This is a genomic window from Mucilaginibacter gossypii, assembly GCF_900100945.1.
GTDB classification, from domain to species: Bacteria; Bacteroidota; Bacteroidia; order Sphingobacteriales; family Sphingobacteriaceae; genus Mucilaginibacter; species Mucilaginibacter gossypii.
The window spans coordinates 1-13,634 of record NZ_FNCG01000029.1; the positions used below are offsets into that span (position 1 = coordinate 1).

At 44.6% G+C, this 13,634-nt stretch carries 10 protein-coding genes; 3 read left to right on the top strand and 7 right to left on the bottom strand.

The window, feature by feature from the left end; genetic code table 11:
• Window positions 1-378: 378 nt before the first annotated feature.
• From BLS28_RS29125 to BLS28_RS29150, 6 genes are read right to left on the bottom strand one after another with little or no spacing between them, the layout of a single operon-like run.
• The gene (locus tag BLS28_RS29125; protein ID WP_091176068.1) at window positions 379-1,245 is read right to left on the bottom strand and encodes an N-acetylglucosamine kinase; all 867 of its coding nucleotides are present in this window, start codon (window positions 1,243-1,245) and stop codon (window positions 379-381) included.
• Window positions 1,242-1,622, bottom strand: coding sequence for a response regulator (locus BLS28_RS29130; protein ID WP_091176071.1), 381 nt, complete (start codon window positions 1,620-1,622; stop codon window positions 1,242-1,244). The genes BLS28_RS29125 and BLS28_RS29130 overlap by 4 nt, the downstream gene beginning before the upstream one ends.
• Window positions 1,623-1,663: 41 nt before the next feature.
• The gene (locus tag BLS28_RS29135) at window positions 1,664-2,986 is read right to left on the bottom strand and encodes a TolC family protein (RefSeq protein WP_256337576.1); all 1,323 of its coding nucleotides are present in this window, start codon (window positions 2,984-2,986) and stop codon (window positions 1,664-1,666) included.
• Window positions 2,987-2,992: 6 nt separating this feature from the next.
• Window positions 2,993-6,151: an efflux RND transporter permease subunit gene (locus BLS28_RS29140; RefSeq protein ID WP_091176074.1), complete on the bottom strand. Its 3,159-nt coding sequence runs from the start codon at window positions 6,149-6,151 to the stop codon at window positions 2,993-2,995.
• Window positions 6,152-6,157: 6 nt separating this feature from the next.
• The gene (locus BLS28_RS29145; RefSeq protein ID WP_091176077.1) at window positions 6,158-7,240 is read right to left on the bottom strand and encodes an efflux RND transporter periplasmic adaptor subunit; all 1,083 of its coding nucleotides are present in this window, start codon (window positions 7,238-7,240) and stop codon (window positions 6,158-6,160) included.
• 7 nt (window positions 7,241-7,247) lie between these two features.
• Window positions 7,248-7,715: a MarR family winged helix-turn-helix transcriptional regulator gene (locus tag BLS28_RS29150; RefSeq protein ID WP_090533476.1), complete on the bottom strand. Its 468-nt coding sequence runs from the start codon at window positions 7,713-7,715 to the stop codon at window positions 7,248-7,250.
• Between the two features lie 183 nt (window positions 7,716-7,898).
• Here BLS28_RS29150 and BLS28_RS29155 point away from each other — a divergent pair, with 183 nt between their 5' ends.
• The 3 genes from BLS28_RS29155 (at window position 7,899) to BLS28_RS29165 (ending at window position 12,952) form a co-directional block, all read left to right on the top strand.
• Window positions 7,899-9,653: a M61 family metallopeptidase gene (locus BLS28_RS29155; protein WP_091176080.1), complete on the top strand. Its 1,755-nt coding sequence runs from the start codon at window positions 7,899-7,901 to the stop codon at window positions 9,651-9,653.
• 144 nt (window positions 9,654-9,797) lie between these two features.
• The gene (locus BLS28_RS29160) at window positions 9,798-11,120 is read left to right on the top strand and encodes an APC family permease (RefSeq protein WP_091176082.1); all 1,323 of its coding nucleotides are present in this window, start codon (window positions 9,798-9,800) and stop codon (window positions 11,118-11,120) included.
• A 185-nt stretch (window positions 11,121-11,305) separates the two neighbouring features.
• Window positions 11,306-12,952: a M28 family metallopeptidase gene (locus tag BLS28_RS29165; protein WP_091176085.1), complete on the top strand. Its 1,647-nt coding sequence runs from the start codon at window positions 11,306-11,308 to the stop codon at window positions 12,950-12,952.
• 112 nt (window positions 12,953-13,064) lie between these two features.
• On the opposite strand, the gene BLS28_RS29170 is transcribed toward BLS28_RS29165, so the two are convergent.
• Complete coding sequence (locus BLS28_RS29170) at window positions 13,065-13,427, bottom strand: TM2 domain-containing protein (RefSeq protein ID WP_090533469.1); 363 nt, start codon at window positions 13,425-13,427, stop codon at window positions 13,065-13,067.
• Window positions 13,428-13,634 lie beyond the last annotated feature (207 nt).

Genomic DNA, 13,634 nt, shown 5'->3' on the forward strand with positions numbered 1-13,634 from the left:
TGATACCAGATCACTGGTGAAAGTCTCAAACGAACGAACCGGCTGGCCTTCAAGACCCACAAATACCTTGCGGGCTCCAATATCTATACCTGCCGCATGAAAATGCATCTTTTCCATACTTATAACGCTTTTTAAACCGTGCCCGAAGGAGTTTAAAGAAAAGACAGGCTACCCATCGGACAAATCACCCACACAAGGGATCGTACCATACCTTCAGACTCTTGCTTCGGAACCATACTCAGCAACAGGCAATAAGCACTATAACTCGGTCGGCCACACTGCACGGTTCAGCAAATCTATGTCATTTCACCTTCAGAGGCCACGGATTTAAACACTCAGCATGACCCGGTTCTAATTTTGTCGCGGGTATAATTCTGCCTACTCTTCCGTTGCCATTTCATTCCTTTTCAGGATAAAGGCCATCAGGTCATTGATGGGGTGTTTGATGATCTTGCCGGTTTTTACGCCGTGCAGGTGACATAATGAGATAAGTTCTTCGGAGAACGAATAAGCTATGGAGCCCACAAAGTGGCATTTATACTTGTGGTATTCGGGGTACGATTTAATATTGGTTTCAATAAACTCCACCAACCCATCAACCAGCATGGAATGCCCGTATTCGGTAGTTTTTATTTCGCTTACAAACTTACTGAATGATGCCAGGTAAGTATTGGCATTCGGCTTTTGATACACATTTTTGATCACGATCTCCTTGTTCAGGTGGTAGGCCTTATCAAACTTCTGGCTGATATCATACGGCATATTACCATATAAAAAATCAGTGATCAGCTTTTTGCCAAACCAGGTGCCTGAGCCTTCATCGCCCAAAACAAAACCAAGGCCATGCTGTCCGTCGTAAATGTCTTCACCATCAAAAAAAGAGATGTTACTGCCGGTTCCCAGCACACAACAAATGCCTTTTTCATGACCACAGGTTGCATAAGCGCATCCAAGCAAATCGCTGTCAACACTGATATAGGCTTTATTAAAATGCGTGCTCAGGGCATTTGATACAATTTCGTGCCGGTCGGGGCTGCTGCACCCGGCACCAAAAAAATATATCTCAGAGATCTCTGCGGCAAGCGCAACCATATCCGGGGCCTGTTCAAGGATGATACGGGCTATCTCTTTTTCGGTTAAAAAATACGGGTTTAGCCCGGCGGTAAGGAACGAACGGGTTTCCTGGTCTGAAACGGTCAGCAGCCAATCAGTTTTTGATGATCCGCTATCTGCTACTAAGATCATTGACAAATTTCTTCGAGCGCTTTAACAGTAAGTGGCTTATGAATAAACTGTGTAATATGCTTATTATCTTCCGAGTCCCTGATATCGGTAGGATCAAGCGATGACGATAACATATATATTTTTATTCCTTTTTTAGCGATATCCAAACCGGCAAATTCGTGCAGAAACTCAAACCCCGTCATTATTGGCATCCTGATATCTAAAAAAATAACGTCGGGGTTTACCGATCCGCTTTTTAACGACTCAATGGCCTCCATTGGCGATTGACGCACAATAATATTTTCGGCAAAGTTGCTGCTTTCCAAAACCCGGCGCGTTATAAAGCTATCAATGTAGTTATCATCAATAAGCATACAGGTTTTGAAAGGCGCGGTCATGATTCAAAAATAAGTTTTTAAACTTACTATTAAAATATTTTTTATTTGATGTTAATACTGTTTGTTATCTGTTTTAACATGATCTCGGCCTGTTTGCTTTGGTATTGCGCGGCAAAGAATTTTGATTGCGCGTCAAGATAGTTACGCTGTGCTTCCCTTACCTCAAGCGGGGTAATGTTACCTAACTTATATTTATCAAGCGTAATATCCAGGTTTTTTTTGTTAAGGTTTACATTGGCTTCTTCCAGTTTTACCAGGTCAAGGCCGGAAAGGTATGCTACAAACAAGCTGTTGATCTGGCTTTCAATATCCAGTTTGGTTTGCTTGGCGGCAATACCCGCATTATCAATCTGGATCTTCGCATTTTTTTCGCGCCTGTTTTGGTTAAAGCCATTAAAAATATTGATGCTTGCCGTGAGGCCATAATTAAAGCCATGTACATTTTGCGACAATGTAAACCCTGCCGGTGTTTTGCTGTTGGTAAAAGTATAGCCCGATGTTACCCCCACCTGCGGATACCGTGTAGCGCGCACCTGTTTAAGATTGATTTCGGCCAGGCGCTGGTTTATTTGTGCCGATAGTATTGCCGGGTTTTGAAGCTGCGCGTTGTTAAGCACATCGGCCAGTGCCAGCTTTTCATCAACTATAATGGTATCGGCAACAGAAAAATCGGTTTGCAGATCGCGGATCAGTAACTGATTAAGCCGTATTTTTGCTGTCTTGAATTGCTGGTACTGGATCACCAGGTTACCGGTATCCGTATTCAGGTTTACCTGGGCATTCAACACTTCCAATCGCGAAGCCCTGCCTACAGCAAACTTATCATTGGCAATGCGTAACTGCGTGCGGGAAATATCAATAGCTCCTTTTAATGCCTTGATCTGTTCATTTTGGCTGATCAAATTATAATAAGTATCGATAACACTGGCCACCGTCCTTTGTACGGTATCCTGTAATCGCAGTACACCCAGTTTATCTACTTGCTTTAGCTGATCATAATTTGCAAACATGGCAAAGCCATCAAAAATTGTCCAGTTAAGGTTTACACCATAATTATTATTGGAGTTTTTGGCATTGCGGATATTGTTAACCGTACCATCATTACGGGTTTGCTTGGTTGTTTGGCGACTGTTATTGTCATTAAAGTCACCGGTAACCACCGGCAAAATCCCTGCATTACCAAGTGTAACATTATTTGATGCTATGGTTGAATTGTTTTGCGACAACTTGATATTGTAGTTGTTTTTCAGTGCTATTTCTACCGCATCTTTTAAAGTAAGTAAGGGCGCATCCTGCTGGGCTAAAGCCATGGTTGATATCACAGCGAAACAACAAACCAGGCAGGCTATTTTCTTGATCATCATATTACGTTACAAGTTTTCGATCAGTTTAGGTTCTTGATGGTGCGGGTGACGGGCAGCTTCGGCTATTTCAGCTTCAGCAGCCAGGTCCTCAGGGTTATGGTCATGGTCTTTACGGGTTTTAGCGGCCAGCAACAGGTACATCATCGGGATAATATAAAGCGTTAACACCAACGAAAACAGCATTCCCCCCATAATCACAATACCTAATGAAACACGGCTTTTTGCACCGGCGCCCAGCGCAAACGCAATAGGCACGGCACCAAGCACCACGGCCAGGCTGGTCATTAATATTGGGCGTAAACGCGCCGTTGCCGCTTCAATAACTGCCTCGTATTTGGCTACGCCCTGTTCCATCCGTTGGTTTGCAAACTCCACGATAAGAATACCGTTTTTAGTTACCAGCCCCACAAGGGTGATGATCCCGATCTCGCTGAAAATATTAAGGGTTTGATTAAACAGCCATAGCGACAAAAACGCCCCCGAAATAGCCAGCGGCACGGTAAGCATCACGATAAGCGGGTCCATAAAGCTTTCAAACTGAGCCGCAAGTACCAGGTAGATGAGCAGCAAGGCAAAGCCAAAAGCAAAAAGAATGTTTGACGAACCTTCGGCATAGTCACGTGAGGGGCCGCTTAGCGCGGTACTAAAAGTATCGTCAAGTAAGCTTTTGGAGATCCTGTCCATCTCCTTAATACCATCACCTACGGTATAACCCGGAGCAAGACCGGCCGAAAGTGTCGCCGATTTATAACGGTTAAAATGGTAAATGGCCGGAGGCGTAGCGCCCTCGGATGTTTTAACTACGTTATCCAGTTGAACCAAAGTTCCTTTTGAGCTGCGTACATAAATTGATTTCAGATCAAGCGGCTGATCGCGGTTAGCGCGGTCAACCTGTGCTATTACCTGGTATTGCTTACCGTTTATCAGGAAGTAGTCGAGCCGGCCGGCGCTATAATATAGTTGCAGCGTTTGGGCAATATCATCAACCGAAACACCTAAGTCACGGGCACGTTCACGGTCGGTAACCACGCGTAACTCGGGTTTGGTAAATTTCAGATTAACGTCCGTTCCCTGGAAAACCGGGCTTTTGGATACCTCGGCAAAAAACGTTGGCAGCACTTTACGGATCTTTTCAAAATCCTGGTTTTGGATAACATATTGCACAGGCAACGAGGTTTTTGAGCCCGAACCACCGCCGCTGATAGTTTGCTCCTGCACCACAATGGCACGTGCATCGGGCATTTTGCGTAGTTTACCATTCAGCCAGTCGGCAAGTTCCTGCTGGGTGCGCACACGTTTATCAGGAGCAACAAGCCCAACCCTGCCAAAGCCGGTATTTGAAGCACCGCCACCACCAAATGATGGCGAAACAATTTCAAGGTTAACATTGGCCTCCGGAATTGAATCTGCAACCAGGTTAGATACCTTATCCATGTACTTGGTCATGTACTCATAAGTTGCACCTTCCGAGCCGGTAACGCTATAACGCAGCAAGCTGCGATCATCAAGCGGGGCAAGCTCGGATGGGATAACTTTTACCAGGATCCCGATGATAACCAAAGATGCAGCAAGAATAGCAAATGATACCCATTTACGCTTCATGAACTTAATGAGCGATTCGGTATATGAAGTGGTCATATTAATGAAGAACGGCTCCGTTCTTTCATAAAACCTTGATTTCTTTTGGTTTTTGCGAATCAGCTTTACGTTAAGCATCGGTGTTAATGACAGGGACACGAATGCCGATATCAACACAGCCCCGGCCACCACTACCGCAAACTCGCGGAACAAACGGCCGGTGAAACCCTGTAAAAACACGATAGGCAAAAACACAGCTGCCAGCGTAACTGATGTAGATACTACCGCAAAAAAGATCTCGGCCGAACCTTCAAATGCCGCTTTACGGATCGCCATGCCCGCCTCTACCTTCTTATAGATATTTTCTGTTACCACAATACCGTCATCCACCACCAGGCCCGTCGCCAGTACTATCCCCAAAAGGGTTAAGATATTAATAGAAAACCCGAAGATGTACATAATAAAGAAAGCACCGATCAATGATACCGGGATATCTATCAGTGGGCGGAAAGCTATCAGCCAATCGCGGAAGAAAAGGTAGATGATAATTACCACCAGTACAAAGGCCACGATCAGTGTTTCCTGCACCTCAGATATCGACTGGTTAATGAACCTCGTATTATCCAAAGCCACTTTCACCGAAATATCGGGCGGAAGATCTTTTTTAATCTGTTCTAAACGGGTATAAAAATCCTTGGCTATCTGTACATAATTAGCTCCGGGCTGCGGCACCAGGGCCAAAGCAACCATCGGCACCCCCGACTCTTTAAATATGGTTTCCTCGTTTGCAGAGCCCAACACAGCATAACCAATATCGCTCAGCCTTATCACCCTGTTGCTGTCGGCACGGATAATGAGGTTGTTAAAATCTTTTTCAGTTGCCAGTTTGCCCAAAGCCCTGATGGTAACTTCGGTATTATTACCCTCGATTTTACCTGCAGGCAACTCTACGTTTTCTTTAGCTAAAGCCGCACCAATGTCGGTAGCAGTAACGCCAAGTGCCGAAAGCTTGGTAGGGTCTATCCACAGGCGCATAGCATACTGGCGCTGTCCCTGTACGTTAATGGTACTTACACCGGGGATGGTTTGCAGTCCTTCCAGCAGCACATTTTCCGCGTAATCATCCAACTGGTTGATGTTACGGGTGTCACTGCTCACGGTAAGGGTAATGATTTGGTCGGCGCTGGCATCGGCTTTGGTTACTACTGGCGGGGCGTTAATATCCTGCGGTAGCTGGCGCTGGGCCTGCCCCACTTTATCGCGCACGTCGTTGGCGGCAGTTTCCAGGTCGGCATCAAGGTCAAACTCAACTGTGATGTTACTTTGGCCTACCGAACTTGTTGACGATATGTTACGGATGCCCGGCACACCGTTGATAGATTTTTCAAGCGGCTCTGTGATCTGCGATTCAATTACATCGGCGTTGGCACCGGAGTAACTGGTTGACACCGAAATAATGGGTGGGTCGACCGAAGGAAAATCCCTCACGCCCAAAAACTTATAGCCGATAATACCAAATACAACAATAACCACAGACATTACTGTTGCCAATACCGGCCGCTTAATACTTACTGAGGATAAACTCATATTGGTTTATTTAATAACTTTTAAAATTTTCAAAGGCACTTTTGGCCGCATTTGGATCAGGCCCGATACTACCACACTGTCGCCAGGCTTTAAGCCTTCAATAACCTGGATCTTTGTATCGGTTCGCAGGTCTGTTTTTACCGGTTTTGACATGGCTTTACCATTGTGGTAGATCCAAACCAGGCTGCTTTTTAAATCTGGAATAACCGCTTCTGTTGGCAGCAAAATGGTTTTAGGAATTTGATCAAGCGTTAAATTGATCTTGGCAAAGCTACCCGCAGTGAGGATCCCTTTAGGATTGGGTGCCTTAGCGCGCACAGTAATAGTGCGCGAGCTTGCATCAATTGAAGGGTCAATGGCATACACTGTACCCACAAAACTCTCCATCGAGCTTTCTGTTTTGAACCTGATCTTACTGCCGGGGCCGAGTATAGAAAGGTACCTTTCAGGCACAGCAAAAGTTACTTTTGCCGGATCGATATTAACCAGATCGGCAATAGGCGATGATGGCGAGAGGTAACTGCCCGGGCTCACATTCCTTAAACCGATAGTCCCTGAAAAGGGCGCCCGGATCTCGGTACGGGCAATCTGCGCCTTAATTACATTTGCGGCAGCTTTTAACGAATTTAATGATGTTAATGAAGTATCATACTCCTCCTGGCTTATGGCTTCTTTTTGAAGCAGTTGGCGGTTGCGGCTTTCCTGTTGTTTTGCCAATGCCACCTGGTACTGGTTTTGCTGCAATGATGCTTCCAGGTCCTGGTTGTACACTTTAACCAGCAACTGGCCCTTTGTTACTTTAGTGCCTTCATTAAAATAGATCCCGGTAATATTCCCTGCTGTTTGGCTTATCAGGCTTACCTTTTCATTGGCATCAATGGTGCCAGTAATATCAATAATGTTGTTTACGGCGGTATCTTTAACTATCATTACTTTAACCCCTACCGCGCCGCCGCCTTTTTTCTTATCACCTTTACCCGAAGCGATAGCCGCGGCCGATTTCTTTGCCCCTTCGCTAAAAAATTTATTGTAAATTAAATAGGCAACCAGCAGGGCCAGCGCCGTGTAAATAATATATTTCGTTTTCATACTTTGTTTAATCCGTGTGTGATTTAGCTTGTAGGGTTGTTTCGGGTGATACCAATGGTTTTAAATTTTTATGCATGCGGGTAAGTACGCTTTCAAATACCTGCATATCGGCTTCGGATATGCCTTCGGTAATATCCGCATTGATGGCTTCAAATGTTTCGATGATCTGCGGAACGGCCAGTTTTGCCTTATCGGTAACGCGGAGCAATTGCTGCCGCCTGTCGTTCGGGTTGTTTTCGCGGTAAACAAAGCCTTTTGCTGTAAGCAGGTTAATGATGCTTACCATGGCCGATTTATCCTTGCCCAGCAGATGTGCCAGCGCGTTTTGGGTAAGTTGCCCGTCATGGAAGTAAATGAGCGAAAGTATATAATGATACCGGGTAACATCCAGGTGAACGGTATGCTTTACCAGTACATTAAGGTACAGTTTACCTAAGCGTATCAGCTTGCGCGAAATAGGTTCAATCAGTTCCATTTACTTAAAAATCGATGTAAAACTAATAGCATAATATCAACAATAGTTGCATGTATCAACCATTTTACAACGGTGTTTAGGGCGCTGTAACGCCACATACATAACTGATTATATAATATTTTATAAATTGCGGCCATGAAACTGACCAACCTACGCACGTTATTTTTTCTAACGATTTTTATTATGAGTACTACTATCAGCAAAGCCGCCGCCAACGCTCAGATTACCTACAATGTTTCGTTTCCTGAAGCCCAGGCCCATTATGCTGATATTGAAATGCATATTACCAGCCTTCAGCAAAATACCCTTGAGCTTAAAATGCCGGTATGGACACCTGGTTCATACCTGGTACGCGAGTTCGCAAAAAACATCGAATCATTAACTGCGGAAGCTAACGGCAAACCCATTGCAGCACCTAAAATCAATAAGAATACCTGGCAAATTGTTACAAAAGGAATTTCGTCGGTAACGGTAAAATACAGGGTTTACGCTTTTGAGCTTTCAGTTCGCACCAGTTTTATCGATGCATCACACGGTTTCCTTTCAACCACCGGTATTTTCATCTATCCGGCCAATATGCTGCACTCGCCGGCTGTTATACATATCAAACCATATAAAAACTGGGATAAAGTTTCAACAAGCCTCGATATGGTGAATAATGATCCGTTTACCCGTTTATCACCAAGCTTCGATATCCTGTTCGATTCGCCAATTGAAGTAGGCAACCAGGATGTTTTTGGCTTTGATGCATCAGGCGTTCATTATGAAATTTGCATGTACGGAGGCGGCAATTATGATAAGGAAAAATTAAAAGCCGATATCCGCAAAATTGTTGATCAGGAAGCAGCTGTTTTTGGCGAAAACCCTAACAAACACTATGTATTTATTGTACATAACCGCCAACGTAATGGTGGTGGTTTGGAGCACCTGAGCTCGACAGTTTTAGGAGCATCTCGCGATAACTACACCAACGACAAAGGATATCAAAGCTTTTTAGGCCTTGTTGCCCACGAGCATTTTCACTTATGGAACGTGAAACGCCTGCGCCCGATTGTGTTAGGCCCTTTTGATTATGACAATGAAAACTATACTACCAATTTGTGGATAGCCGAAGGTTTTACCGAGTACTACCAGGGTATCATTGTACGCCGTACGCAACTGTTCCCGGTTCAGAATTATTTTGATGTTTTGGAGGGCGAGTTCAATGTTCTGGAAAACCTACCCGGAAAAAATGTACAAACCGTTGCCGAATCAAGCTTTGATGCCTGGATTAAAGCTTACCGCCCTAACGAAAACTCTAACAATACTACTATTTCATACTACAACAAAGGGGCAATCATTGGTATGATGCTCGATCTGGAGATCATCAACGACAGCAAAGGCAAATACTCGTTAGATGATGCCATGAAGTACATGTACACCCAGTATTATAAAATCAAAAAGCGCGGTTATACCGATGCTGAGTTTAAAGCAGCCTTTGAAAAATTTGCAGGTAAAAAACTCGATGATTTTTATGCCAGATACATCAATGGCCTAACCCCTATCGATTATAATAAATACTTAGGTTATGCCGGTTATAAAGTAGAGGATGAACTGGCCGATAAAAACGATGCTGCTTTAGGTATCACTACTACAACAACCGCAGCTAAAAAAATTATTGTTACGAGCGTGCAGCGTGGTACTGCCGCTTATATTGATGGCATTAACGTAAACGACGAGATCACCGCCATCGACGGCACCCTGGTTACTGATGCTGCAACCCTGATCAATGGTAAAAATCCCGGCGATAAAATTGAAGTTACTGTAACCCGCGACGGGCAAGCTATGACCTTACCGGTTACCCTGCTGAAAAGCAACCGCGTTAAATACAATATTGTTACTGTTGATAGCCCAACCGAACAGCAAATGGTTGTTAGGAAAAAGTGGTTAAGCATATAACATTGCTTTTTTAGGAAAAAGGCCGGCTGAGAAGCTGGCCTTTTTTTTTACCTCGTATCATCATTCCGAACTTGCTTCAGCACAACATAAGGGCTCAAACAAAAAAATTAAAATATTAAAGCATAAGTTATATTTTTATAGCTTATGCCCTCTGCAACCTCATTAAAAAAAATACGCCCGATACAGCTTGTCGCTGTTATTTTTTTTACTGTATCCGGTGGCCCTTATGGCCTTGAGCCACTATTAAGTTATGCAGGCGATCATGGGGCATTGATCATCCTGCTCATAACCCCGTTAATGTGGGATGTGCCAGCCATATTTACCGTGCTTGAGCTTAACAGCATGATGCCTATTACCGGCGGCTATTACAAATGGGTAAAATATGCCCTCGGCACCCACTGGGGGTTTGTTGAGGGCTGGTGGACCTGGCTCTATACTTTTGTCGACCTTGCCATTTACCCGGTGCTTTTTGTGCAATACGCCGGTTTCTTTTTCCCCGAATTGCTAAATTTTCAGATTCCGGTTTGTTTGGTAATCATCTGGGCATCCGCCGGGTTAAATATTTTAGGCATTATGCCGGTGGGTAGGGTATCGCTGTTTTTAAGTGCTGCTGTACTTGCGCCTATTATATTAATGATAGCATTAGGTATTTATCACCACAGCGGACCGATGCACATCCCTGCCACTTCGTTAAAAGGGCTCAGCTTTCCGTCATTTGGCATGGCACTGTACACCGTCATGTGGAACTGCCTGGGCTGGGATAATGTAACCACCTATGCCGAAGAAGTTGAAAAACCCGTACGCTCATATCTTATTTCAATTTTTACGGCTTTCGTGCTGGTAATGGTGGTATACTTTTTTGCCATTTGGGTTGCCCAGCAATCGGGCATTAACCATGATACCTTAACCGAAAACGGGTTCCCTGCGCTGGGCGAATTGATTGGCGGGCACTGGCTGGGTATAGTAGTGGCAGCGGGCGGTATGGCCAGTACCCTCGGGATCTATACCGCTGTATTGTTATCGGTATCACGAGTGCCACAGGTAATGTCTGAAGACAATTTACTTCCAAAAGGTGTTAACAAACTGCACTCTCGTTTTAAAACACCTTTTGTTTCCATCATCATTTGCTCCATAGTTGTAAGTTTTATGGTATTGTGGACCTTTGCCGATCTGCTCATTATTGATGTAACCGTTTACGGTGCAGGGCTTTCTTTAGAGTATATCGCCCTCGTAAAGCTCCGCGTCAAGGAGCCGATGAAAGAGCGGCCTTTCCGGATCCCGCTTGGTGTTACCGGCCTGTGCCTGGTTTTGCTGCTGCCATTTATTGTTTACAGCGTAGCGCTGGGCGGGGCATTAAGCTCGACACCAAAAGCACTTTCGGCGGCTATATTTGCTTTGGTAGCGTTATCAAGCGCGGAAGTTGCATGGCAAATCATCAAACTAAGCAGGCCGGAACTAAACCAATAATACACGAATTATATTGGCTATCTGTTACATTAGTTCGAATTTCACAAATCGTGGCACAGAAAAAAAATTCGTGTAATTCAATTAATTCGAAAAAATTCGTGGCGATAATTTCTTCAACGTTTCAATGATTGGATAATTTACGGGGATTTGCGTAAATTCGATCCTTTCCCGAAAACTCATATCATATGAAAATCAAACACCGATACCTGATGCTTATTGGTGGCCTTGCTATTTTTGCAGGCTGCCAGAATAATAAAAGCGTGCCGGCCGAAAAAGCTATTACCGCCGCCGAAATAAAAAAATATATCTCGGCTTTAGCCAATGATTCCATGATGGGCCGCAAACCTTTCACCGCCGGCGAAGACAAGGCGATTAAATACATTTCGGAGCAGTTTAAACTGGCCGGGCTCGAGCCGGGCAACAATGGCATTTATTTCCAGGATGTGCCCATGGTACAGATCACCAGTACGCCTTCTCCTGTCATGGAAATAACGGGCGGTAAAACGCCGCTCAGCCTTCACGCTACAACTGATTTTGTAACCTTCAGCCGCCGCGAGGTTGATTCAGTAACACTTAAAAACTCACCGCTGGTTTTTGCCGGGTATGGTGTTGTTGCTCCCGAATATCACTGGAATGATTATGCCGGACTTGATGTTAAAGGCAAAACAGTTGTGGTACTGGTGAACGATCCGGGATTTAAAAACGGCGATCCTACATTTTTCAAAGGCGATACCATGACCTACTACGGCAGGTGGACTTACAAGTATGAAGAAGCCGCGCGCCAGGGTGCTGCAGGCGTGCTTATCATCCACCAAAAAGAACCTGCAAGCTATGGCTGGGAAGTGGTATCCAACAGTAACACAGGCGCCAAACTTTACCTGCAGCAAAAAGACAAGCATATGAACCGCTGCAAAGTTGAAGGCTGGATCACCGAAGATATGGGTAAAAAACTTTTAGCTGAAGTGGGCATAACCGGCGATTTCCGCGCCCTGGCCCGTAAAAAAGATTTTAAAGCCATTCCACTTAAGCAATCAGTTACTTTAACTATCAATAACCAATTAAAATATTCCACATCGCACAACGTGATCGGTACACTTAAAGGCAGTTCACAGCCGGGCGAATATGTACTGTACACCGCCCATTGGGACCACCTGGGCGTAGGTAAGCCTAACGCCAAAGGCGATAGCATTTACAATGGCGCGGTTGATAATGCCGATGGTGTGGCTGCTATTATCAGTGTGGCCAAAGCATTTAACAAGGCCAAAGAAAAACCCAAACGCTCCATTGTATTTTTAGCTGTTACAGCCGAAGAGCAGGGTTTACTGGGTTCGGAATATTATGCTACCCACCCCATTTACCCGGTTAACAAAACAGTTGCCGACCTCAACATGGATGCCCTTGGCGATTACGGCGAAACCAAAGACATAGCTGTAACCGGCAAAGGCCAAAATGATTTGGAAGATTATGTTGACGAAATAGTAAAAGCACAAGGGCTTAGCACTGTTGGCGACAGGCACCCCGGCTCTGGCAGCTACTACCGGTCGGACCATTTTAACTTTGCCAAGGTTGGTGTACCGGCCCTTGACATTAACAATGGCAGCATCAGCGCAGTACATGATGGCAGCTACGGCGAAGCCAAACAAAAAGATTATGGCGACAACCGCTATCACCAACAGACCGATAATTACACCGATACTATGGATGCCACAGGCATGGCACAGATAGCTAATATCCTTTATGAAGTTGGTACTAAGTTGGGTAACGAAACAACCTTCCCCGGCTGGAAAAACGGTTCGGAGTTTAAGGCGATAAGGGGGAAATCGATGAAGTAAAGCCCCTCTAAATCTCCCCTGAAAGGGAGACTTTAAAAAAGACGAAAAAATCCACCCCGTAACAGAAGGTGGATTTTTTTGATATATAGTGAAACTATACCCTTAAAGGGATTTAGTTGCTCATTTTAGCTATGTTGAAGCTTTCGTAAGCCATTTGCCTGTTGTAATCGTTGGCAATGGTTTTGTAGTTGATCAGGTCGACAATGGTACCGATGAAACAAAAACCAGCTGTGAAAAAATAAAGTATACCCATACCGATCTGATCAGTCATGAAACGCTGTACACCTGATACACCAAGGAAACCTGCAAGCGTTGCGAACATGATATCCTGCGGATTGCGCCTTTTGCTGGCATAAAATGACATAAAAGTGCGAGCCTGGTTTTCTGTTAATGAGGCAGTGGCCTGTTGCAGAAATGTATATTCTTCGGGAGTGATACCGTCGAAAGACATATATGGATTTTGATAAGCGTTCATTTCAGTAAGTTTTAAAGTTTGCGATTGTTTTATGATATAAAGGTACCGCAGCAGCCATGAAACGCCTACAGGAGATAGGTTAGCGGAGATAAGTAGTCGGTGAAATGATAGGTTTTAACGGTGAAAAGTAGCGTGGAAATTTTACCGATGATAGGAGTAGCGATAAAATGTCATTGCTGTAAGAAACCACCTGAGAAAGCCCCGAAA